Genomic DNA, 22,926 nt, shown 5'->3' with positions numbered 1-22,926 from the left:
CAGGTAAAAAAACTATAAAATCAGCTGCAAATTTTCATGAAAATTTGACAGTTTATTAAGTTCGTATAAAATTAAGATAAGCTCCATTCCTATAGGAATGGACAGATATTGATACATAAAAAATTGTATCAACCTTTACCCTTTTTTGAAGTGTACCCTCTTTACTGGACAAACCAGTAAGGAGGGTACATATCATTTCAGTAGTCAGGTTGATACACAAAACTATTTGCAGACCCGATTTTGGAAAGATTAATTCATCCTACAATAGTCCCTTTTGTTTTTATAATTCTATTTTACTAATAAAACCAAATCTTATGATTAACTTTCGTCTTCTTCATATTTTAATATCTCGCCTACAAGATAAAGGGATCCGCACCATAGAACTAAGTCATTTTTTCTAGCAATTTTTTTAGAATAATCATAAGCCTTTTTTCTATCTTCTATAGGTTTTATATCATTAAATTTTTTCCTAACTTCATTTTCTAGATCTTCTATAGAAAATGCCCTAGGATTATCTATTTTAGTTATAATAATTTTTGAAGCTAATTTACTTAATTTATCAATAATATATGAATAGTCTTTATCTTTTAAAACGGAGAATCCAATTATTAATCTTTCATATTTAAAGAGCTTTAAAGATTTTATCAAGTAATCTATTGATTCTTTATTGTGACTTCCATCTATGAGAACTCTTGGATTTTTACAAATCATTTCTAATCGTCCAGGGTTTGCACTTAAATATATTCCTTTTTTAATAAGTTCATTATCTAAGCTAAAATCTTCTTTAAAATAATCTAATAAATTAATAGCATTCGTTGCATTATATACTTGATGTTCGCCTATTAGTTTAGTTTTAATATTTTTATACTCTCTGTAGTCAAATAAATTATAGCTATTATTCATATCCTTTATTTTTATATCATCAAAATTAAAAGTAATTATCTGTGAATTTTTTTCCAAAACCTTATCCCTTATAACTTCAAAAGCTCTCCTTTTTTGTGGATATAAAAATAATGGAGTTTTTTCTTTTATAATTCCTGCTTTATTTATTGATATCTCTTCTATTGTGTTTCCTAAAATATTAGTATGATCCATTGATATAGTTGTAATAAGGCTAGCAATAGGTTTTTTTACAACATTTGTAGAATCTAATAATCCACCCAAGCCTGCTTCAACTACAGCCACATCAACTTTTTTATCATAAAAATACTTATACATTATAGCAGTTAATGTTTCAAAGTATGTATTTTTATATCCTTTTACATCAAGGTTTTCACATATTGGTTTAACCATATCTATATATTTAAAAAAATCATCATCACTAATAGCTTTACCATTAATTGTGATTTCTTCATTTATTTCTTTCATATAAGGAGATGTAAATAATCCACACTTTACTTTCAATGAAAGGGTGCTAGCAATAAAGTTTGCAGTCGAACCTTTCCCATTTGTTCCTGCTATATGAATTACTTTTATTTTATCTTGAGGATCCCCTAGTTTTTTTAATAATTCTTTTATAGCATCTAGGTTTCTTTTTTTACCAGCTGAATTTCCCCTATTATATATCCAATCTAAATAATAATCTTTATCCTTTTTCACTTTTTATCCCTCTCTAATCTGATATAAGTATTATATAATAAAGAAAAAAAATTTTAAATGCTATCATTTTGGGTAATTATTTAAAGTAAGTAACTTAATGGAAAGGAAAAGACCAAATGAAAAAAGTTGGAGTTTTAATAGAAAATTATTTTGATGAAAAGGAATTAATATATCCTTATTTTAGATTACAAGAAGACTTTAAGGTAGACTTAATAGGAACTGAAAAGAATGTTGAGTATACTGGTAAATCAGGAAGTTTTAAAATGAAATCAAACATTAGCTCAAAAGAAGCTAATCCTGATGATTATGAAGCTATATATATACCAGGTGGTTTTTCACCAGATGGTATGAGAGGATGTGAAGATACTATTGAATTTATAAATAAAATTCACGAACAAAATAAACCTATAGCAGCAATATGCCACGGGCCATGGGCTTTAGCTGATGCTATTGACTTAAAGGGTATAAAAATGACCTCTGTTCCAAAGATAAAAAATGACTTTATTCATGCAGGATGTGAATGGATTGATGAAGCAGTAGTAATTGATAAAAATATAATCACTTCAAGAACACCTTCCGATATTTCAAAACAAGTTCCTAAATTTGTTGAAATGATTAAAAATAAGTGAAAAGAATATATAACTTAGATAAATTTAGAGGATTTACTATTATATCTATGGTCTTATTTCATTTATGCTATGACATAAATTTATATATAGACCTTGGATATTATAATAATATCCTAATTAATAAGATATGGCAGTTATCTATTGCTGTATCTTTTTTCCTTGTTTCAGGTATCAGTTCTAATTTTTTATCTAGTTGTGATAATATTGTTAGAGGTATAAAAACTTCTATACTTGGTTTTTTAGTAACTACTATAACTTATATTTTTGTAAAAGACCAATTAATTATATTTGGTGTTCTAAATTGTCTTGGAATTTCTATGATTATAACAGGAATTATTAAAAAATATATAAATTTAGATAAAAAATTTTGGTGGGTTTTTATAATATTATTTATATTAACCTATTCTGTACCACATAAAAGAATTTTAAGCCTTACTCTGCCTAGTTCAATTTATGAAATGAATTTATTTTTTTTGGGTTTTCCATCTAATTCATTTTATTCAACAGATTATTTTCCTATAATTCCATGGGTTTTTATCTTTATTAGTGGATATTTAATGGGGAAAATTTTAATTCAAAAAAACTTTTATAACTTATATGGGAAAGACAATCTATTAGCTAAAATAGGTCAACATTCCATACAAATATATTTATTCCATCAACCAATTTTATATATTTTAGTTTACTTATTCTTTAAATTAAAAAAATAAAAGCAGTTGCAAAAATTATGCAACTGCTTATTATTTGTCCTTTTTAGATAAACATGTGGGACATTCCCCACGAATTGTTATATCCACACTATTAATTGAGTAACCTTCCAGCTCGTCTAATTTTAGATTGTCGATACCAACATTCAAATCAAGAATGTCACCACAGTCTACACAAATAAAGTGTGAATGATGTTTATTATAAAAATCATATCTTTTTCTAGATTCGTTAAAATCTAATTCACTTACAATATTATTTTCTACAAATAAGTTTAATGTATTGTAAACTGTAGCTTGAGAAAGTATAGGGTCTTTAGATTTTAGATCTTTATAAATATCATCTGCTGTAGGATGTTTCATATTATTTACCAAATAGTCTAAAACCATTAGTCTTTGATGACTAACTCTAATGCCATGTTCCTTTAAGATACCTTTTTCTCTTATATATCTTTCTTCAGCTTCAACATTGACAAGAGAATCTATAATTTCCTTCATATTATCCTCTTTCCAAAATTAGAACCCTTCAATTTTAATATACATTATATTGAGCAATGTGTCAATAGCAATAAATACACAATAAAAAGGCCCAAAAGGGCCTTTAATGAATTGTACTAAAAACTATGCTAATTCTACTTCTGCACCAGCTTCTTCTAGCTTAGATTTGATTTCTTCAGCTTCATCTTTAGCTACACCTTCTTTAACAGGCTTTGGAGCTCCATCAACTAAAGCTTTAGCTTCTTTAAGTCCGAGACCTGTAATTTCTTTAACTACTTTGATTACATTAATCTTTGAAGATCCTGCTGAATTTAACATTACATCAAATTCAGTTTTTTCAGCTGCACCAGCATCTGCTGCACCAGCTGCTACTGGAGCTGCTGCTACTGTAGCTTGAGCTGTTACATCAAATTCTTCTTCTAATGCTTTTACTAATTCTGATAGTTCTAATACTGTAAGTTCTTTAATTTCTTCTAATAAGTTTGTTACTTTTTCTGACATTTTAAATCCTCCGATATTTATTTTAATATACTTTTAAATTAAGCCGCTTCGTTTTCTTTTTTATCTCTAATTGCATCAAGTGCATAAACAAGTTTAGCATTGATTTGTGATAAGTCACCTGCAAGTTTTCTAATAGGTGCTTGAAGTGTGTTAACAAGCATGGATGCAAGTTCTTGTTGTCCAGGTAATTTAGCAATAGCTAACATTTCTTCTGGATTTTGGTAGTTTCCGTCAACTACACCTGATTTTATAACAAGCTTTTCTTTGTTTGCATCATCTTGATCAATAAATTTACTTGCAACCTTAGGTCCATCTATAATTTCATCATTTGAGAAAATTAAAGCATTAGAACCTGTTAGCTCATCTTTGAATTGTTCAAAACCAAGTTTTTCAAACGCAAATCTCATCATAGTATTTTTATATACTTTATATTCTGTATTTGCATCTCTGAAGTTATTACGTAATTCTGTTACTTCTTTTACGTCCATACCATTAAACTCTACAAGAGTTACTGATTTAGCGTCTTCAATTTTTTTAACTATTTCATTAACAACTTCTTGTTTCTTTTGAATTGCTTTTTCAGACATATTTCACCTCCTATGGCTTTCCAAGTAGGTATATAAAAATCCCCACAACTAGACGTAATTAACGTCTACATCGGTGGGGATGTAGCTTCTTATTCTCCCACCTATACGGAATAATTAAACTAAGAGTCTCCGTAGTCTTTGGTAGCCTATTTATTTGACTATGATATTATATCACCATAGTTTTAGCTTGTCAATTTTTTTATTTTTCAACCAAGTCCATAGCTCTAGCTGGTGATAGCTTAATTCCAGGACCCATTGTTGATGTTATAGTAATAGATCTTAAATATTTTCCTTTAGCTGAAGCAGGTTTTGCTTTTACTATAGCTGTAAGTAAAGCTCTTAAGTTATCTTCTAATTTTTCTTTTCCAAACGATACTTTTCCACTTGGTACATGAACAAGGTTGTTTTTATCTGTCCTATATTCTACTTTACCTGCTTTTACTTCTTTGATAGCATTTGCTATATCATTAGTTACAGTACCTGATTTTGGATTAGGCATTAAACCTTGAGGTCCTAATACCCTACCTAATCTACCTACTTGACCCATCATATCAGGGCTTGTTACTATAACATCGAAGTCTAACCAATTTTCTTTTTGAATCTTATCAGTGTATTCGTCACTACCTGCATAGTCTGCACCTGCATTTAAAGCTTCTTCAACTCTATCTTCTTTAACAATAGCAAGTACTTTAACATCCTTACCTGTTCCATGTGGTAAAATTACTGTTCCCCTAACTTGTTGGTCAGCATGTCTTGAATCTACACCCAATCTTACATGTAATTCAACTGTTTCATCAAACTTAGCCTTTGCTGTTTGTTCTACTAAATCTAACGCTTCACTTAGCTCATATTCTTTTTGAGAATCCACTAATTTCTTTGATTCTATATATCTTTTTCCTCTTTTAGCCATTGTTGCCTCCTTGTGGTATAGCGAGTTTCCTCTTCCACTAATCCTCTACGGTAATACCCATGCTTCTGCATGTACCTTTGATCATACTCATTGCAGCTTCTAGACTTGCAGCATTTAAATCTTGCATTTTTGTTTCTGCTATTTCTTTAATTTGGTCAAGCTTGATTGAACCTACTTTCTTTTTGTTTGGTTCTCCACTAGCTTTATCAAGTCCAATAGCTTTTTTAATTAATACTGGTGCTGGTGGTGTTTTTGTGATAAATTCAAAAGATCTATCCGTATAAATTGTCATTTCAACCGGTATTATCATTCCAGCTTGATCAGCTGTTTTTGCATTAAATGCTTGTACGAAATCCATTATATTGATTCCGTGAGGTCCAAGTGCTGTACCTACTGGAGGTGCTGGAGTAGCCTTTCCTGCTGGCACTTGTAATTTTACTTTTGCTTGTACTTCTTTTCCTTTTGCTGGCATATTAAAATCCTCCTTTGTGGTTTATGGCGGGTTTTCCCCTCCCACTTACTTTACGTAAGCCAGTTAAATTTTCTCAATATCTTCAAAACCTAAGTCTATTATAGTATCTCTTCCAAACATTTCTATAAACGCTTTTATAGTTTGCTTTTCTAAATCTACTTCCTTAACTTCTGCTACTGAATCCTCAAAAGGTCCTTGAATAATATTAACATTATCTCCAACCTTTATATCAATATTTACTACAGGTTTATCTTCTTTTATTCCAAATTTCATAACCTCTCTTTTGGTTAGAGGAACTGGTTTTGAATCTGGTCCAACAAATCCTGTTACCCCTTGGGTATTTCTGATTATATACCAAGACCTATTTGTAATGTTCATTTTTACCATTACATATCCGGGGAATAATTTTCTAGTCTTAAGTTTTTTTGATTCATTTTTTACTTCAACATACTCTTCTTCCGGCACTGTTACATCGATGATATCAGGATTTTGTTCATTATCAATCATCATTTGGATTTTATCTTTAACCCTATTTTCGTATCCGGTATATGTGTGAACTACATACCATTTAGGTTGTTTTTCTGAATCTTTAGAATCAATTTTTTCGGTATTGTCTATTTCATTTGAATTATTAATTGAAGTATCTGTCATAGTATACCTACATCATTAATCCAAGTATGTTTCCAAAGACTATGTCTAATAACCAAATGAGAAGTCCTGTAATCACACTGACTATAATAACAAGTAATGAGTAATTTAAAGTTTCATTTTTTGTTGGCCATGTAATTTTTTTAAATTCTCTCTTTGTTGATTTAAGAAATCCATCGTTTTTCTTAGCCATTTAAAAACTCCTTACTATTTTGTTTCTTTATGAACAGTGTGTTTTTTACAGAAAGGACAATACTTTTTAAGCTCAAGTCTTTCTTGAGTGCTCTTTTTGTTTTTAGTAGTATCGTAATTTCTGTTCTTGCATTCTGTGCATTCTAGTTTTACTTTATCTGCCATTAAAACACCTCCTAATTTATATGGATAGTTCCATACAAGCATATATATTACCATGAATTCAGCCATGTGTCAATATTATTTTGATTTTTTTCAAAGCTTTTGTAAAAATCTTCTCTTCTTTTATAAGAAATTTTCTTAAATCATCTAAATCATGATTTGAAAAACATGTATCTTCATATGAGAGTAAAATATCTTCTATATCATCTAATTCAAAAATACCTTTTTCATACATTTTTCCTAAAAGATTGTGATTCTTGTCATAATAAACTTTTGGTGGAAACCCCTCGAGTTTTCTTGTGTCCACTGCTATATAAGACTCACTAGCATAAAGTCTATCATGGACAACTAAGACTTTCTCCTTTATATTTATATCTCTTTTAGTAAGGTAATCTTTCATATTATAGTCCATATTCTTTTATAACTTTTACTACCCTATCAACTGATTGCTCTGCAATCTCTTTTGTTTCTGCTTCAGCCATTACTCTAATCAATGGTTCAGTACCACTTTCTCTAACTAGGATTCTTCCTGAATCTTTTAAATTTTCGCTCTCTTTTTCTATAATATTTTTTATTTTTGAGTTACTTAATACAGATTTTTTGTCTTTAACCCTTATATTTTTAAGCATTTGTGGGTATATTTTTAAATCTCTTCTTAACTTTGAGAATGTAGACTTACTATCTATCATAACCTCCATTAATCTTAAGCTTGTTAGTATACCATCTCCAGTGTTTGCATATTTTGAAAAAATGATATGGCCGGATTGTTCTCCACCCAATTCATATCCATGCTCACTCATTTCAAGATGAACATACTTATCACCAACTGCTGTTTTACTATAGTTTATACCTATTTTATCAAAAGCCTTATATAAGCCAATATTTGACATAATTGTAGTTACAACGGTGTTTGATTCTAGGGCTCCTTCATCTTTCATATATTTTCCACATATATAGAGAATGACATCTCCATCCATTACATCTCCATTTTCATCAATAGCTATACACCTATCGGCATCTCCATCAAAGGCAAAACCACAGTCAAGTTTATTTTCTTTTACAAATTTTTGCAAAACTTCTATATGTGTTGAACCACAGTCTACATTTATATTAAAGCCGTTTGGTTTATTGTTTATTACATAAGTATCAGCACCCAAAGCATCATAAACCGATTTCACTATTGATGATGCTGCTCCATTTGCACAATCAAGACCAACTTTTTTGCCCTTAAATGACTTGGTTACAGTTTGAATAAGATAAGCAATATATCTATTTCTTCCTCCTATATAATCTTGAGTCCTTCCTATGTCTTCTCCAGTTTTTAAATCAATATCTTTTATATCAGAGTCAATGTAGGCTTCAAGCTTTTCTAGAAACTCATCATCAATCTTCTCTCCATTTGAGTTTATAATCTTTATACCATTATCATTATAAGGATTATGACTTGCAGTAATCATGACACCACAGTCAAAATCTTCACTTCTTACTATATATGAAACGGAAGGGGTTGTTGTTACATGTAAAAGATAAGCATCAGAGCCAGATGATGTAATACCACAAGATAAAGCATCTTCAAACATATATGATGACCTTCTAGTATCCTTACCTATTACAATTTTCCCCTTACCATTATTATTCTTATTAAAATAATCTCCTAAAAATCTTCCTATTTTTATAGCATGATATAGGGATAAATCCTTGTTTGCATTTCCCCTAAAACCATCTGTTCCAAAATATTTCATAAATACCTCCTACTCGTATATTATATATTATAAATTACTATATTATAACAATCAAGTAAGTTTAATTAAAGACATATTAGGGTAGAAAAATCATGAGGTGATAAGATGAAAAACGAATTATTATATATAAATGGAGAATATATAAAATCATCAAGTCATGATTTTATAGATGTTTTAAATCCTGCAACTGAAGAAGTTATATCTAAAGTTGCCAGGGCAAATGAATATGATATTAATCAGGCAGTAAAAGCTGCAAGTAAATCTTTCAAGGCTTGGTCGAAGACAAGTCTTTCTAAAAGAATAGAATATATAGAAAAATTTAAAGAATGGGCTTTAAGTAACGAAGAACGTTTTATTAATACAATGACTGCTGAACTTGGTGTACCTTATAATTTTTCTAAGGAAACTCAATTTATGAAACAAATAAAGAGAATAGAAAATTTTATTAAACAAGTTCAAAGTATAAAATTTAAAATAAAAATGAAAAATGGTTTTGTAAGATATGAACCAATCGGAGTTATCGCAGCGATTACACCTTGGAACTATCCTTTAGGTCAAATTGTTCAAAAAGTAATACCTGCTCTTCTTACAGGAAATACTGTAGTATTAAAACCAGCAAGCATCACTCCACTTACAGCCCATCTATTTGTTGAAGGTTTTGATGAAATAAATCTTCCAAAAGGTGTTTTAAACTTAATTACAGGAGATGGCAGTGAAGTAGGAAATATTTTAAACAAGCATAAGGATATCAGTAAGGTGTCATTTACAGGATCTACCAAAGCAGGAAAAATAGTCGCAAAAGATGCACTAGACTCTGTGAAAAATATTACCTTAGAACTTGGAGGAAAATCTCCTGCAATATTTATTGATGAAAGTCATATTAAAAATGGAGTCAAAACTGTATTAGACAGTATTTTCTTAAATACTGGACAAACTTGTTCAGCCCTGTCAAGAGTAGTTGTACTAAAAAATATTAAGAAAAATTTGATAAAGGAGATATTAAAAGAGGCTAAAAATTATAAGGTTGGAGATCCTAAACTTAAGGAAACAGATATAGGACCTATGTCTTCAAAAGAACAGTATGATAAGGTAATCTCTTATATAAATAAAGGTGTTGAAGAGGGAGCCAAAATAATATTTGGTGAAATCAAAAAAAAATATTCTAAAGGATACTTTATTAATCCTTTAATCTTTGATAAGGTAACAAAGGATATGGCAATTCACAAAGACGAAATATTTGGTCCAGTCCTTGTGATAGAGGAAGCAAATAATATTGAAGAAGCAATTGAAATTGCAAATGATGTAGAATATGGACTATCAGCAGCAGTTTTTGGAGAAGAGAATAAGGTACTTGATATAGCCGATGAAATTAAATCAGGACAAGTTATAATAAATTCATCAAATGGTGATATTAATTTACCTTTTGGAGGCTATAAGCAATCTGGACTAGGTAGAGAGGGAGGAATTTTTGGTTTGATGGAATATTTAGAAGTTAAATCAATTCACCTAGAATAAGTATTTTAAGTTAAGAGTTATTGCGTTGTGTAATAACTCTTTTTTGATTAATTTACATATTATTATATAATCAAACTATGGATAAATTAGATTATATACCAAGAACAAAATTAAAGATGAAACATGTGGATAAATCTTATTCGTTTGGAATAGATTCTATAATCTTATCAGATTTTTCTAAAATGAAAAAAGATAAGACTTTAATTGATATTGGATCAGGAAGTGGGATTTTATCTCTAGCATGTCTATATTACTATAAGCTTAAGAAAGTTTATTCAATAGAAATACAAGATGAAAAAGCTAATCTTTTGAAGTATAACTTAGAAATTAATAAAATAGATAGAATAAAAGTTATCAATGAAGATTTAAATACGCTAGATTTTAAAGAAAATTATGTAGATTATATAATAACAAATCCTCCTTATTACAAAATTGATGCTAATATAAATAACAAAAAAGATGAATTTTTAATATCAAGGCAAGAAATTAAAATGAACCTTGATGATATTTTTTACTTTTCTAATAAAGTTTTGAAAGACAGGGGGAAACTTTTTATGATACACAAACCAGAAAGGCTTGTCGATATTATAAAAAAAAGTAGAAACCTTAAGCTAAAAAGAATTAAATTTGTCCAATCCAAAGCTGAATTAAAGCCTGTTTTTGTCTTATTAGAATTTGTAAAAAATGCTAATGATGGACTTTTATTTGAAGACCCTCTTATCATTTATGATGCAGATGGTAATTACACTGAAAACATGAGGAAAATAAATGGATTATAGTATATATTTTGTACCAACACCTATAGGGAATTTAGAAGATATAACAATTAGAGCTATAAATGTCTTAAAAGGGGTTGATATTATAGCTTGTGAAGACACAAGAGAAAGTAAAAAACTTTTAAATCATTATGACATAAATAAAAAGCTAACTTCATATCATAAGTTTAACGAGAAACAAAAATCCGAAGAAATAATAACAAATGCTAAAGCTGGAATAAAATATGCCATAATAACAGATCAGGGTATGCCTGGGATTTCTGACCCTGGTCATATCCTAATTAAAGAATGTATAAGAGAAAATGTACCTTATACTATACTTCCAGGTGCAAGTTCTATACTTACAGGTCTTATTGCAAGTGGATTTGATAACGAAAGATTTTCTTACTATGGATTTATACCTAAAAAAAAGCAAGATAAAAATAAACTTTACGAAAATTTAAGCAAGGAAAATAAAACATCAATACTTTTAGACACTCCACACAATATTTTAGAAACTATAGAGGACTTTAAGAATATATTCCCAGAAAGAAGGCTTGCCATAACTAGAGAACTTACTAAAAAGTTTGAAGAATATAAGATTTATAGGATTTCTGAAATCAAAGACTCAGACTTAACTTTAAAAGGTGAATTTGTTTTAATACTTGAAAAATCACTTGATAAAAAATCAGATTCCATTAAAAATTATAAGAATGAAATATTTGACATGAAAAAATCCGGTAAATCAACTAAGGATATAGTAAAATCTCTTAGAAAATCTACAGGATTTTCCAAAAATGAAATATATGATTATATCATAAGTTTAGACTAAATTTTACTTTTTGGATAAGACTCAAGATAAGATTTAATTTCTTCTAAAGTTTGCCCAGCTGATGCATTAACTGCAACTTGAACACTTGTTTCAACCAGTGGTGTACCAGCAAGGTAAACTTTTTCTTTTTTAGCTTCATCAAGCATATCTAATGCCATTTGACAATTAAGCATAGAAGAGCCTAAATCAAAAAATACAACTAGTCCATCATCATGTATATTTTCATTCATGAGCTTATAAATCTCATCGAAATTCGATCCAATATTTCCCTCCTTATCTCCTCCACTTATTACTATATTAACATCTGATGTCATTTGCTTTAATATATCTTTTAGTCCCTCAACTAATTTTCTACTATGACTTGTAAGCAATATATTAACCATCTAAGTCTCCCATCAAAGTTTCAATCATTAAGTAAGATGAACATGCTCCTGGATCTATATGGCCTATAGACCTATCTCCAAGATAAGATGCTCTGCCCTTTCGTGCTTTCATCTCCTTTGTATCTTCCATTTTCTCCTTAGCTAATTTTACTATTTCGCTATATGGCTTATCTTCATATAAAGCTTTTGAAACAGGCTCTAGTACATCAACCATAGTTTTATCATTAATTTGTGCTTTTCCCCTCATGATAACTCCGTCTAACCCTTTGCTAAAAGCATCTGCAAATTGTTTTTTATTAATGTTGTCACTATCATCTAATCCTTGGGCAAATTTCATAAAAAAACTTCCATATAGAGGACCACTTGCACCACCTACATTTGATATAAGAGTCATAGCAATTTTGTTTATTAACTCTTTCACACTTTCAAAGTCATCCTCTAAGATGATTTTTACAGCTGTAAACCCCTTTGCCATGTTATAACCATGATCTGCATCCCCTATTTGTCTATCAAGCTCTGTTAAATATTCTTTATTTTCAATTATAGTATCTGAAATATCAGATATTTTCTTCTTTATATTTTCTATATCCATATTAACTCCTAACTACATCAACATCTTCATCTAGTAGACTTAAAATTTCGTCATCAACTTTAAATAGACTGATAGAAAATCCTGCCATATCCATACTAGTCATATAGTTTCCTACATAAGTTCTTAATACTTTGATATTTTTTTCTTTCAAATAATCTGACAAGTAATTATTTACTATAAATAGTTCCATTTCAGTAGTTTGTCCCATACCATTAACCATTACTACAAAATCACCATCTATATTGTCATAATCCTTTAATATGGTATCAATCAATTCTTTAGTAATTTCATCAGCACTTTTAATCTTTTCTTTTCTGATGCCAGGCTCACCATGGATTCCTATTCCTATCTCCATTTCTTCGTCAGAAAGATTAAAACTCTCATTTCCAGACATTGGATTTATACAAGCTTTTATGGCCATACCCATAGATTTTATATTATTTACTATTTTATTTGCCATAGATTTTATATCTTTAAGATTTTTACCATTTTTAGCCATAGCACCTAGTACCTTATGAACAAAAATTGTACCTGCTATACCTCTTCTACCAGTAGTAAAACTAGAATCTTCTACAGCAACATCATCATCTACAATTATATAATCAACATCTATCCCTTCCATCTCTGCCATATCTTTTGCCATCTCAAAATTCATTACATCACCAGTATAATTTTTTACAACCATAAAAACTCCTTCTCCAGAGTCGGCTTTCTTAATAGCCTTTAATATTTGGTCTGGTGTTGGTGAAGTAAAAATATCTCCACAGACGGCACAATCAAGCATCCCATCTCCTACATATCCAGCATGAGCTGGTTCATGACCACTTCCACCTCCTGAGATGAGTCCTACTTTTCCTTTTATAGGCAAGTCTTTTCTACATATAACATGACTATCTTCAATTAACTCAACCTTATTTGGATTAGCCTTTACTAAACCTTGTAACATTTGATCAATAATTAAATTTGGGTTATTAATAATTTTTTTCATATCTAATCCTTTCTATTATTTCTATACCCAAAAAAAGATTAGATAAAAGGTGTATAATAAATAAGAGTGATATTATGAAGATAAAATTTGATGAAAAATCCAAAAAATATATTAAGAAAAATAAAATAAAAAATATTGTAATTCAAGTTGATAGAAATTCTAAACAAGCATGTTGTGGACTTGGATCCATTGATTTTGAAGTTTTTATAAATTCTAAGCATAAGGTTAAAAATTTTAAGCATATTAATAAAAATGATTTGGAAATTTATTATGAACCAAGCCTTGAGTTTTACTTTAAAGATGATGACGAAATTCTAATAAAAATTATAGGATTCTTAAATTTTAAAAAATTATATGTGGCAAACGAAGTAAACGTTCTCAAATAATTTAATATTCTAAGACTTTAGATATAATTTTATATATATTTTTTTATTTAAGTGCCTATTTCTAATATTTTTATACGATAATTATCAGTAAATTTTATATATTTTATTATAATATTTAAAAAACTTCTTGACAAATATAAAATTGGCGTGTATTATAGAGCTAGATATTGATATAGGTTATCAGTATCAAATAATTAATAACACTCAAGGAGTACACAATGAAAAAAGTTGCAGTAGTTTATTGGTCAGGAACTGGTAATACAGAAGCTATGGCCGAAGAAATATCAAATGAATTAAAATCAAAAGATATTGAAGTAGAATTACTTGGACCAAGTTCATTTACTAAAGATGATATTGAAAAGTACAATGGAATTGCTTTCGGATGCCCTGCTATGGGAAGTGAAGAATTAGAAGAAACTGAATTTGAACCAATGTTTGCTGATATTGAAAGTTCACTTTCAAATAAGCCTGTGCTTTTATTTGGTTCATATCAATGGGCTGATGGTGAATGGATGCAAACATGGCAAGAAAGATGTGAAGCTTTAAATGTAAATCTTGTAAGAGACGGACTTATTGCTTATGATTATCCAGATGATGATGCATTAGAAGAATGTAGGCAAGCTGCTGATAAATTAGCGGAGTCTATCTAGGGGCTATAAATGAATGAAGAATTGTTAATTAATTATGCATCACCTACTCTTGCTAATAAGAAAATAGCAAACTTGTTCACCTTTAAGAATACCAAAAACTTAGATATAGAAGAAATGGTAGTTGAATGGAACAAGGTACTTAATGAAAAGAACGTGTATGTGGAAATACTCAAAAAATCTAGTTCCTCTGCTCAAATCTATACATATAGACCTTCAAAGCTTAAATACGTATTAAATGAATCAAAAACAAGAACTCTCCTTAATCGCTTGGGATACAATACAAGTGATATGAACTTATGTATAGAATACCTAAAAGTTAGAATTAAGAAAATTGATTTTCCACATGAAATTGGTATCTTTTTAGGATATCCTTATGAAGATGTAACAGGCTTTATCAACAATAAAGGTAGTAAATTTTTAGCTAATGGCTATTGGAAAGTTTACGAAAAGAAAGAGCAAAAACTTAAAATCTTTAATAATTACAACAAAATCAAAAAATCTTATAAAATTCTTTTTAATCGATATAAGGATATAAGAACTTTATGCATATCTTAACAATTCTTACTAAAAATTATAAGTCTTGCAACAATTTATTCCCCAAAGTCAAAAGTCCTAAGCTATAAGCTAAGGACTTTTATTTTTAATATATCTTCAATTTTTTCTATTTTATAATCTGAAAGCTCTCCTTCATTTTCTTTGGAATAGCCGTAATTTGCAAAAATGGATATTTGATTGTTTTTAAAGCCAGCCATTATATCTGATAGCCTGTCTCCTATCATAATAAAATCATCATTAATACTTTCATATAAAATTTGGTACTTTTCCTTATAAGAGAAATCTTCTCCTACTAGATAGCTTTCAATGTATCTATCCAAATTATAGATCTCCCTGGCAATATTGATATAAGCTTTAGTACAAGAAGAACATATAAAGATACTATATTTTTTGTTTAGGATTTTTAAAACATCTTCTGTATTTTCAAAAAGCTTACCATACTTAGGCATTAAGCTAATCTATTATTTCCAGTTTCTTTCATAAGCTTTTCTTTATCATAAGAATTATCTAAAAATTCATCCCATATTTTTCGTGGAGGATCACCTAAATATAATAACGGATTTAAAGAAGGACTTTTTATATTGTTATCATTTAAAGTCTTATAAAAAGCTCTTTTGTAAATCTCATCACTTTGATGAAGGGTTCCATCAAAGTCAAATACTAAAATCATATAAGACTTACTAAATTTGCCATCTCTATTGCAGATATTGCAGCTTCACTTCCCTTGTTTCCAGCCTTAACTCCTGCTCTTTGAATAGCTTGCTCTATAGTATCTGCAGTAACTATACCAAATATAACTGGCTTACTAGATTCTAAGGATACATTTGCAATTCCCTTAGAAACTTCACTACATACATAATCAAAGTGTGGTGTTTCTCCTCTTATCACTGCTGCTAAACATATGATAGCATCATAATCTTTTTTTGTCAGAAGTTTTGCAACAAGAGGAATTTCAAATGCGCCTGGAACCTTTATAAGTTCAACTTCCTCATCTTTTACATCATGTCTTTTAAGACTATCAACGCATCCTTCTACAAGCCTATCAGTAATAAAGTGATTAAATCTTGCTACTATAATTGCATATTTTTTTCCACTTGATATTAAATTTGCACTAAACTCTTTCATTTACTTCTCCTTTAAATTCTAATAATTCATGCCCCATTCTTACAACTTTTGTTTTTAAATATGCTCTATCTACATGATTTGAAAGAATTTCAATAGGAATTCTTTTATTAACTCTTATTCCATACTTTTCAACTTGCTTAATCTTATCTGGATTATTAGTCAATAAGTTTATAGATTTTACACCCAACTCATTTAAAATTCGACTCGCTATTTTATAGTCTCTTAAATCTGGCGAAAAACCTAACTCTACATTAGCATCTACTGTATCAAATCCATTTTCTTGCAAATGGTAAGCCTTAATTTTGTTAAATAAACCAATACCTCTGCCTTCTTGTCTAAGATATATGATTATTCCGCTCTTATTTTTATCTATCATTTCCATAGCCTTATGAAGTTGTTTTCCACAATCACATCTATTTGAAGCAAAAACATCTCCTGTAAGACATTCTGAATGGATTCTAGTTAGGACATTATTTGTACTTATGTCTCCTTTAATTAAGGCTAAATGTTCTTTATTCTCACCTTTATCTAGAAAAGATATAGCCTTAAAATCTCCATATTCTGTTGGAAGACTTATAATCTTAGTTTTTTCTAAAGGAAATTCTTCTTTTTTCCTTAAATCAATCTCATTTTCTTTTATATAATTTTTTATAGCTTCAACACTTGTCATCCTAATATTTAATTTTTCGGCAAGCTTTACTACATCCTTACCCTTTAACATATTCCCATCCTCTGCCATTATTTCACAACATAAACCAATTTCTCTAAGATTTGCAATCTTCATTAAGTCTACTGTAGCTTCTGTATGGCCATCCCTAACTAAGACTCCACCATCTCTTGCAATTAGCGGAAATACATGGCCTGGTCTTCTAAAATCACCTGTTTTTGACTCTTTATCTGCCAAGGCTCTAATTGTATACGCTCTTTCAAAAGCTGATATACCTGTAGTAGTATCTACATGATCAACTGATACTGTAAAGGCAGTTTCATGATTATCAGTATTATTTTCTACCATCACATTTAAGTTTAGTTTTTTAGCAATTGATGATGATATGGGAGTACAAATTAATCCTCTTGCATACTTTGCCATAATATTTACCATCTCTCCTGTGACATTTTCGCCTGCACAAATCATATCAGCTTCATTTTCCCTGTCTTCATCATCCGTTACTATTATTATTTCATTATTTTTTAATGCTTTAATTATTTCTTCCATCTTCTTTAAAAACCATTTTCTAATAAAAAGTTTTTATCCAACCTTTCTTTTTTTGTAATAGATTTTTGTATAAATCTTTGAATTATGTCAGTTTCTATATTAATTTTGTCTCCAGCTTTCTTATATTTAAAATTGGTCTTATAAAAAGTTTCAGGTATTAATGATACTGAAAAATTATTGAAATTATCGCCAGATACTGTTAAGGATATTCCATCAAGAGAAATCGAACCTTTTTTTACTACAAGATTTTGGATATAATCATTACATTCTATAGTAAATACATTCTCTACAATTTTTTTGATTTTTCCTACTCCATCTACATGACCTTGGACTATATGGCCATCCAGCCTATCTGAAAGTCTCATAGCCCTTTCTAAATTAACTTTTTTGTTTAGAATTGAGATATCAAACTTTGTCATTTTTAAACTTTCCTCCATTATGTCAGCTTTATAGGAGTTATCGTTAATTTCTTTAACTGTAAGACACACACCATCAGTCATTATAGAATCACCAATTTTTGTATTCTCTAAAACTTTTTCACATTCTATTTCGATTTCAACATGTCTTCCCATGTTTTTAAAAGATATTACCTTACCTAATTCTTCAGATATTCCAGTAAACATTTTTTGCCCCAATCATTATATCCGTATCAAATCTTTTAATATCTTCAATCTCAAACTTATATCCATACTTAATATTATCTACTCCCCTACCACTAAAAGCAGATTTAGATCTGTCTCCTGCAATAATTATTGGAGAAATAAATTCATAAATCCTATCTACAAGATTTTCTTTTAAGAAACTATAATTTATAGTAGAACCTCCCTCTACCAAAATTGATCCTAAATTCATCGCATATAATTTATTAACAAGATCGTTTAAATCTATCCTATTATTTTTTGATTCACACCTAATAATATTTAAATTCTTATTTGTTGAATATTTACAAGTTGCTATAAATGTTTTTTTATCACTTTCTAAATCAAATATTTTAAAATCTTTGATTTTTTTTTCAATACTTAAATTAGAATCAAGAATAACTCTTACAGGATCAATTCCTCCGTCAATTCTTGAATTAAGCGAAGGATTATCTTTTAAAATAGTTTCCTTACCTACAATAATTGCATCATAATCATTTCTAAGTTTGTGGACATATTCTCTTGAAAACTTATTGCTAATCCATTTAGAATCTCCTGTGTTTGATGAGATCTTTCCATCAAGAGTTTGAGCATATTTTAAAGCTATAAGAGGTCTATTATATTTAATATTAAAGAAAAACTTTTCATTTAATTTAAGACCCTCATCTTCTAAAATTCCAGTTACAACATCTATACCATTATCTAGAAGTTCTTTTATTCCTGAAACCTTAGGATTTGTATCAAGGTTTGAAATAACAACTTTTTTTATACCTCTTTTTATAATCTCTTTTGTACATGGTCCTTGCTTTCCATAGTGAGAACATGGTTCAAGATTTACATAAAGACTTGCACCTTTAGGATCTTCTTTTAGATTATTAAAACAATCTACCTCAGCATGTATCATACCGTAGCCATGATGGTAGCCTTCTGATATGATTTTTCCATCTTTAATTAAAACCGCTCCTACTAATGGATTTCTCAATACTCTTCCTTTTGCTTTTAAAGCTAAATCAAAACATTTTTTCATATAATATTTATCATTCATTTTGCCTCCTCCACAATTCTAGGCAATAAAAAAGATCCCTTTTCAGGGACCTTAAAATTAGATTTCAAAATAAAAACATATTGTAATCTTCTACCATCCAGACTATAACTGTCGGTATAGGAATTTCACCTATTCAGCAAAAAGCTCGCGGACTTTACCGCCGGTGGGGACTTACACCCCGCCCTGAAGAATTGTGTTATTTTATTTACACCTCTATTATAATACATTTTTATAACTTGTCAACGTTATCATAAAAACTATAAAGTTTTGATTCTGAGCATATATATGATATAGTATATTTTTTCATATCCATAGAACAAAATTGAAATTTAATTGAACATTTGATATGATATTAAAGAATATAATTAATCGGAGGACTTATGAAGCTCGATTTAAACAATGATAAACAAGTAAAAAAATATAAAAAATTTCTATATAAACATCCTAGAACCAGCATCTTCCAAGACTTTGCTTGGGCTGATGTTAAAGATTCTTGGGATAGCAATTGTTTCTATATAGAAAAAAACGGTGAAATCAAAGCTGCAGCTCAAGTATTATCTATTTATAATAATAAAGCAGATAAGAAATTGTTTTACTGTCCTAGAGGTCCTGTTTGTGACCTAAATGATATTAATACAACAAAAGAAATTATTGATGAAATAAGAGATTTTGCAAGTAATAATGATGGTTTTTTAGTAAAGTTTGATCCTAACTATGAATTTAGTAAGGAACTTGTCGAAAAATATGAAGACAATGGAATAAAATTTTCTTATGAAATGTATACTTATATACAATTTCCTTATTCTATGATGCTTGATATAGATGGAAGAAACTTTGAAGATGTTATTCAATCTTATTCAAAAAACGGAAGAAAACAGGTTAGAAAATCTTATAGACAAGGTTTTGAACTTTATATTGGAAATAGAGAAGATATAGAAATATTTTATAATATTACAAAGGAAATGAGTGAAAGAAAGGGAATAAATCATAGACCAAAAGATTATTATTATAAGCTCTATGATGCATTTAAAGATAATTCTAGAATAAGTTTCGTAAAATATAAAGGTGAATTCTTATCATGTTCTTTCCTTATTACTTTTAGAAATTATTCGATAGCACTATATGGAGCTGATAATTTAAAAGAAGATCTTGGTCAATCATATTTTCTAGATGCTGAAGAAATTAGATACTGCTGTGAAAATAATATAAGATATTATGATTTAGGTGGAGTAAAATCTCTAGATATAAGTGATGGTTTATATAACTTCAAAAGAAAACTAACTAACAATAATATAGTAAAATGGATTGGCAATATTGACTGTATTATAGACAAGAATTGTTATAACAAATTTATAGAAGGCAAAGAAAAAACTAATTTCGATCCAAGACTTAATAACTAAAAATATGGGGCTATTGCAGAATGAATTATTCGTTCCAAAATCATTACAAGCTCCTCCTCGACAATTTGGCCTCCCTGAAATGCAGGCTATTCTCAAATTGTCTATGAATTACTTGTAATGATTCAACGTTAGAAATTCATAATTTTCTGTAATAGCTCCATTTTTTATATTTCTTAATTAATAATAAAAAAAGACCCATATGGGTCTTAAATTACTATTTTTTTCTTTTTTTTCTTTTTGCAGCCTCAGATTTCTTTTTTCTCTTGAGGCTTGGCTTTTCGTAGTGTTCTCTTTTTCTATATTCTGTAAGAACACCGGATCTTGCGCATTGTCTTTTGAATCTTTTAATTGCACTGTCAATTGATTCATTTTCTCCAACTCTGATCTCTGTCATCTCTATCCCCCCTCTCGTAGAACACATTTTAATTATCAGCCTGGTGGCCATTGTAGGGATCTTTGAGCTAGTACATGAAAATGCATGTGTTTAACTGTTTGTCCCCCATCAACTCCTGTGTTATTGACTATTCTATAGCCATCTTCTGCTAAGTTTAAATCTTCAGTTATTTTTTTTATAACCATGAAGATATATGATATCAAATCTTTATCTTCGTCTTCAAGCTTAGCCAAACTTTCAATGTGTTTTTTTGGTATAACAAGAAAATGGATAGGTGCCTGTGGATCTTGATCATTAAATGCAATTACTTTTTCATCCTCGTAGATTATATCTGATGGAATTTGACCATCAGCAATCTTACAAAATACACAGTCCATACTTCACCCCCATTAATAAATATAATATCATATTTTTATTAAAAGGTAAAATTTTTTTATAATTTCTACATATTATTACTTCTAATATTTTCTCTATTTAATCTTAGTAAAATAATTCCTACAATAAATCCAATAATAGCAGGTACTAGCCAACCAAATCCTATACTAAATCCAGGTAAGATTCCATCAATAAAAGATAAAATGTTTCTAACTATATTTGAACCTGATATTGGCTTTGGAAGAGCCTTTAAAAAGTCAAATATAGAAAAAACAGCCGTAAAAAGTATTGTAGTTTTAAATATTTTTTTATTTTTACCTATGATTGGAGTCATCAACGATAATACAATAAGTACTATAGCCAAAGGATATAGGTACATTAAAACTGGTATGGATAAACTAATTATATTTGCAAGTCCTAAATTTGCTATTAAAAATGATACTACTGTAAATAATATTGCATAAGTTTTATAAGACAGAGAATTTGGATACATTTCTACAAACATCTCAGAACATGATATTATTAAACCTATAGCAGTTTTTATACAAGCTATAATTACCATGGCTGCTAGCAGATACTTTCCAAGATCTCCTAAATAATGTTTTGAAATTTTCGATAAAATTCTTCCACCATTATTTCCTAAATCCATTATGGCAACTGATGAAGATGCCATAAATGAAAGTGATACATAGACCAAGCTCATGGCTATCAAGCAAATCACACCACTTTTAAGAGTTTCAATAGCAATTCTATTAGGATTATTAACTCCCAATTTTCTAATGCTAGATATAATTATTATGGCAAAAGCTAATGATGCTAATGCATCCATTGTATTATATCCATCTAATATTCCTTTTAATAAAGGATTATCTTGATATGTATCAATTGGCTTATTTGTTCCTAATTCACCCATAGGCTTAACTATAGCAAATATAACCAATATAGAAAGTAATACCAAAAAAGCTGGTGTTAATATTTTTCCTATATTATCCATAACCTTTCCAGGTTTTAAAGAAAAAATAAGTACTATTGCAAAAAATATTAATGAAAATATGAGTAAATACATTCTTATTTTTTCTTCAGCTACAGATGATGCTATACCAACTTCAAAAGCTACTGTTGAAGTTCTAGGAATTGCAAAAAATGGACCTATTGTTAAATAAAGAGCTGATGTAAAAACATAGGCAAATTTATTACCCGCAGTTTGCCCCATTTCAAATAAAGAATCGCTTTTTGATATGGCGCTAGCAACAACTCCTAACAAAGGAATTCCTACACCGCTTATTATAAATCCAAGTGTAACTAAATATAAGTTAGAACCCGAATTTTGTCCTATCTCGATAGGAAATATAAGATTTCCTGCTCCAAAATATAGACCAAAAAGTAAAGATCCAATCAAGAGAGTTTGGCTAAAATTTAATTTCTTTTTCATT

At 29.1% G+C, this 22,926-nt stretch carries 32 protein-coding genes and 1 riboswitch; of the genes, 9 read left to right on the top strand and 23 right to left on the bottom strand.

What is annotated here, in order from left to right; genetic code table 11:
- Window positions 1-318 precede the first annotated feature (318 nt).
- Window positions 319-1,599, bottom strand: a complete 1,281-nt coding sequence (locus tag SOR60_RS03775; RefSeq protein WP_320595235.1) for a bifunctional folylpolyglutamate synthase/dihydrofolate synthase — start codon at window positions 1,597-1,599, stop codon at window positions 319-321.
- A gap of 116 nt (window positions 1,600-1,715) precedes the next feature.
- Between SOR60_RS03775 and SOR60_RS03770 the strand changes: the two genes are divergently transcribed.
- Both SOR60_RS03770 and SOR60_RS03765 read left to right on the top strand, forming a co-directional pair.
- The gene (locus SOR60_RS03770; RefSeq protein ID WP_320595234.1) at window positions 1,716-2,228 is read left to right on the top strand and encodes a type 1 glutamine amidotransferase domain-containing protein; all 513 of its coding nucleotides are present in this window, start codon (window positions 1,716-1,718) and stop codon (window positions 2,226-2,228) included.
- On the top strand, window positions 2,225-2,938 hold the full coding sequence (locus tag SOR60_RS03765; protein WP_320595233.1) for a heparan-alpha-glucosaminide N-acetyltransferase domain-containing protein: 714 nt from the start codon (window positions 2,225-2,227) through the stop codon (window positions 2,936-2,938). Before SOR60_RS03770 ends, SOR60_RS03765 begins: the two co-directional genes overlap by 4 nt.
- Window positions 2,939-2,968: 30 nt before the next feature.
- On the opposite strand, the gene SOR60_RS03760 is transcribed toward SOR60_RS03765, so the two are convergent.
- From SOR60_RS03760 to glmM, 10 genes are all read right to left on the bottom strand, one after another.
- Window positions 2,969-3,430, bottom strand: a complete 462-nt coding sequence (locus SOR60_RS03760; RefSeq protein WP_176269342.1) for a Fur family transcriptional regulator — start codon at window positions 3,428-3,430, stop codon at window positions 2,969-2,971.
- Between the two features lie 123 nt (window positions 3,431-3,553).
- Complete coding sequence (gene rplL, locus SOR60_RS03755; protein ID WP_154541456.1) at window positions 3,554-3,931, bottom strand: 50S ribosomal protein L7/L12; 378 nt, start codon at window positions 3,929-3,931, stop codon at window positions 3,554-3,556.
- A 38-nt stretch (window positions 3,932-3,969) separates the two neighbouring features.
- Window positions 3,970-4,518 carry a 50S ribosomal protein L10 gene (gene rplJ, locus SOR60_RS03750; RefSeq protein WP_154541454.1) on the bottom strand — a complete coding sequence of 183 codons (549 nt, stop codon included), beginning with the start codon at window positions 4,516-4,518 and terminating at the stop codon, window positions 3,970-3,972.
- A gap of 199 nt (window positions 4,519-4,717) precedes the next feature.
- A complete protein-coding gene (gene rplA, locus SOR60_RS03745) occupies window positions 4,718-5,428 on the bottom strand; it encodes a 50S ribosomal protein L1 (protein WP_154541453.1) in 711 nt (236 codons plus the stop codon).
- A 37-nt stretch (window positions 5,429-5,465) separates the two neighbouring features.
- Window positions 5,466-5,900, bottom strand: a complete 435-nt coding sequence (gene rplK / locus SOR60_RS03740) for a 50S ribosomal protein L11 (RefSeq protein WP_154541452.1) — start codon at window positions 5,898-5,900, stop codon at window positions 5,466-5,468.
- A gap of 63 nt (window positions 5,901-5,963) precedes the next feature.
- On the bottom strand, window positions 5,964-6,551 hold the full coding sequence (gene nusG, locus SOR60_RS03735) for a transcription termination/antitermination protein NusG (RefSeq protein WP_154541451.1): 588 nt from the start codon (window positions 6,549-6,551) through the stop codon (window positions 5,964-5,966).
- Window positions 6,552-6,558: 7 nt separating this feature from the next.
- A complete protein-coding gene (secE, locus tag SOR60_RS03730; protein WP_154541450.1) occupies window positions 6,559-6,741 on the bottom strand; it encodes a preprotein translocase subunit SecE in 183 nt (60 codons plus the stop codon).
- A gap of 14 nt (window positions 6,742-6,755) precedes the next feature.
- Window positions 6,756-6,905, bottom strand: coding sequence for a 50S ribosomal protein L33 (gene rpmG, locus SOR60_RS03725; protein WP_320595232.1), 150 nt, complete (start codon window positions 6,903-6,905; stop codon window positions 6,756-6,758).
- Window positions 6,906-6,963: 58 nt separating this feature from the next.
- The gene (locus SOR60_RS03720; protein WP_154541448.1) at window positions 6,964-7,302 is read right to left on the bottom strand and encodes an aspartate 1-decarboxylase (aspartate alpha-decarboxylase); all 339 of its coding nucleotides are present in this window, start codon (window positions 7,300-7,302) and stop codon (window positions 6,964-6,966) included.
- A gap of 1 nt (window position 7,303) precedes the next feature.
- Complete coding sequence (gene glmM, locus SOR60_RS03715) at window positions 7,304-8,644, bottom strand: phosphoglucosamine mutase (protein ID WP_320595231.1); 1,341 nt, start codon at window positions 8,642-8,644, stop codon at window positions 7,304-7,306.
- A 105-nt stretch (window positions 8,645-8,749) separates the two neighbouring features.
- Between glmM and SOR60_RS03710 the strand changes: the two genes are divergently transcribed.
- The 3 genes from SOR60_RS03710 to rsmI all read left to right on the top strand — a co-directional run bounded on the left by SOR60_RS03710 (window position 8,750) and on the right by rsmI (window position 11,746).
- Window positions 8,750-10,159, top strand: coding sequence for an aldehyde dehydrogenase family protein (locus tag SOR60_RS03710; RefSeq protein ID WP_320595230.1), 1,410 nt, complete (start codon window positions 8,750-8,752; stop codon window positions 10,157-10,159).
- 77 nt (window positions 10,160-10,236) lie between these two features.
- Window positions 10,237-10,938 carry a tRNA1(Val) (adenine(37)-N6)-methyltransferase gene (locus SOR60_RS03705; RefSeq protein WP_320595229.1) on the top strand — a complete coding sequence of 234 codons (702 nt, stop codon included), beginning with the start codon at window positions 10,237-10,239 and terminating at the stop codon, window positions 10,936-10,938.
- Complete coding sequence (gene rsmI / locus SOR60_RS03700) at window positions 10,928-11,746, top strand: 16S rRNA (cytidine(1402)-2'-O)-methyltransferase (protein ID WP_320595228.1); 819 nt, start codon at window positions 10,928-10,930, stop codon at window positions 11,744-11,746. Before SOR60_RS03705 ends, rsmI begins: the two co-directional genes overlap by 11 nt.
- Here rsmI and dhaM read toward each other — a convergent pair.
- From dhaM to dhaK, 3 genes are read right to left on the bottom strand one after another with little or no spacing between them, the layout of a single operon-like run.
- Window positions 11,743-12,129 carry a dihydroxyacetone kinase phosphoryl donor subunit DhaM gene (gene dhaM / locus SOR60_RS03695; protein WP_154541440.1) on the bottom strand — a complete coding sequence of 129 codons (387 nt, stop codon included), beginning with the start codon at window positions 12,127-12,129 and terminating at the stop codon, window positions 11,743-11,745. The genes rsmI and dhaM overlap by 4 nt on opposite strands.
- Window positions 12,122-12,721, bottom strand: coding sequence for a dihydroxyacetone kinase subunit DhaL (gene dhaL / locus SOR60_RS03690; protein WP_320595227.1), 600 nt, complete (start codon window positions 12,719-12,721; stop codon window positions 12,122-12,124). Before dhaL ends, dhaM begins: the two co-directional genes overlap by 8 nt.
- Window position 12,722: 1 nt before the next feature.
- Window positions 12,723-13,709, bottom strand: a complete 987-nt coding sequence (dhaK, locus tag SOR60_RS03685) for a dihydroxyacetone kinase subunit DhaK (protein WP_320595226.1) — start codon at window positions 13,707-13,709, stop codon at window positions 12,723-12,725.
- Window positions 13,710-13,783: 74 nt separating this feature from the next.
- Between dhaK and SOR60_RS03680 the strand changes: the two genes are divergently transcribed.
- The 3 genes from SOR60_RS03680 to SOR60_RS03670 all read left to right on the top strand — a co-directional run bounded on the left by SOR60_RS03680 (window position 13,784) and on the right by SOR60_RS03670 (window position 15,300).
- Window positions 13,784-14,095, top strand: coding sequence for a hypothetical protein (locus SOR60_RS03680; protein ID WP_154541434.1), 312 nt, complete (start codon window positions 13,784-13,786; stop codon window positions 14,093-14,095).
- Between the two features lie 218 nt (window positions 14,096-14,313).
- Window positions 14,314-14,745, top strand: a complete 432-nt coding sequence (locus SOR60_RS03675) for a flavodoxin (RefSeq protein WP_154541432.1) — start codon at window positions 14,314-14,316, stop codon at window positions 14,743-14,745.
- Between the two features lie 9 nt (window positions 14,746-14,754).
- On the top strand, window positions 14,755-15,300 hold the full coding sequence (locus SOR60_RS03670; protein ID WP_154541430.1) for a DUF3793 family protein: 546 nt from the start codon (window positions 14,755-14,757) through the stop codon (window positions 15,298-15,300).
- Window positions 15,301-15,362: 62 nt separating this feature from the next.
- Here the strand turns inward: SOR60_RS03670 and SOR60_RS03665 are convergent, their stop codons facing one another.
- From SOR60_RS03665 to ribD, 6 genes are all read right to left on the bottom strand, one after another.
- Window positions 15,363-15,620: an HAD family hydrolase gene (locus SOR60_RS03665; RefSeq protein ID WP_320595225.1), complete on the bottom strand. Its 258-nt coding sequence runs from the start codon at window positions 15,618-15,620 to the stop codon at window positions 15,363-15,365.
- Window positions 15,621-15,748: 128 nt separating this feature from the next.
- The gene (locus SOR60_RS03660) at window positions 15,749-15,970 is read right to left on the bottom strand and encodes an HAD family hydrolase (RefSeq protein WP_229771236.1); all 222 of its coding nucleotides are present in this window, start codon (window positions 15,968-15,970) and stop codon (window positions 15,749-15,751) included.
- Window positions 15,967-16,425, bottom strand: coding sequence for a 6,7-dimethyl-8-ribityllumazine synthase (gene ribH / locus SOR60_RS03655; RefSeq protein ID WP_154541428.1), 459 nt, complete (start codon window positions 16,423-16,425; stop codon window positions 15,967-15,969). Before ribH ends, SOR60_RS03660 begins: the two co-directional genes overlap by 4 nt.
- Window positions 16,412-17,641, bottom strand: coding sequence for a GTP cyclohydrolase II (gene ribA / locus SOR60_RS03650; RefSeq protein ID WP_320595224.1), 1,230 nt, complete (start codon window positions 17,639-17,641; stop codon window positions 16,412-16,414). The genes ribH and ribA overlap by 14 nt, the downstream gene beginning before the upstream one ends.
- Window positions 17,642-17,646: 5 nt before the next feature.
- Window positions 17,647-18,264, bottom strand: coding sequence for a riboflavin synthase (locus SOR60_RS03645; protein ID WP_320595223.1), 618 nt, complete (start codon window positions 18,262-18,264; stop codon window positions 17,647-17,649).
- Complete coding sequence (gene ribD / locus SOR60_RS03640; protein WP_176269355.1) at window positions 18,245-19,324, bottom strand: bifunctional diaminohydroxyphosphoribosylaminopyrimidine deaminase/5-amino-6-(5-phosphoribosylamino)uracil reductase RibD; 1,080 nt, start codon at window positions 19,322-19,324, stop codon at window positions 18,245-18,247. Before ribD ends, SOR60_RS03645 begins: the two co-directional genes overlap by 20 nt.
- An 81-nt stretch (window positions 19,325-19,405) precedes the next feature.
- Window positions 19,406-19,519: riboswitch (FMN riboswitch) on the bottom strand.
- A 185-nt stretch (window positions 19,520-19,704) separates the two neighbouring features.
- On the opposite strand from ribD, the gene SOR60_RS03635 reads away from it, so the two are divergent.
- Entirely contained in the window at window positions 19,705-20,724 is a 1,020-nt protein-coding gene (locus SOR60_RS03635) for a lipid II:glycine glycyltransferase FemX (protein WP_176269356.1), read from the top strand.
- Between the two features lie 214 nt (window positions 20,725-20,938).
- On the opposite strand, the gene rpsU is transcribed toward SOR60_RS03635, so the two are convergent.
- From rpsU to brnQ, 3 genes are all read right to left on the bottom strand, one after another.
- Window positions 20,939-21,118 carry a 30S ribosomal protein S21 gene (gene rpsU / locus SOR60_RS03630; protein ID WP_154541418.1) on the bottom strand — a complete coding sequence of 60 codons (180 nt, stop codon included), beginning with the start codon at window positions 21,116-21,118 and terminating at the stop codon, window positions 20,939-20,941.
- A gap of 35 nt (window positions 21,119-21,153) precedes the next feature.
- The gene (locus SOR60_RS03625; RefSeq protein WP_176269357.1) at window positions 21,154-21,495 is read right to left on the bottom strand and encodes a histidine triad nucleotide-binding protein; all 342 of its coding nucleotides are present in this window, start codon (window positions 21,493-21,495) and stop codon (window positions 21,154-21,156) included.
- Window positions 21,496-21,560: 65 nt separating this feature from the next.
- Window positions 21,561-22,925: a branched-chain amino acid transport system II carrier protein gene (gene brnQ, locus SOR60_RS03620; protein WP_176269358.1), complete on the bottom strand. Its 1,365-nt coding sequence runs from the start codon at window positions 22,923-22,925 to the stop codon at window positions 21,561-21,563.
- Window position 22,926 lies beyond the last annotated feature (1 nt).

This window comes from Anaerococcus porci (genome assembly GCF_034090325.1).
GTDB classification, from domain to species: domain Bacteria; phylum Bacillota; class Clostridia; order Tissierellales; family Peptoniphilaceae; genus Anaerococcus; species Anaerococcus porci.
This window is presented reverse-complemented; position numbering and strand designations above follow the sequence as displayed.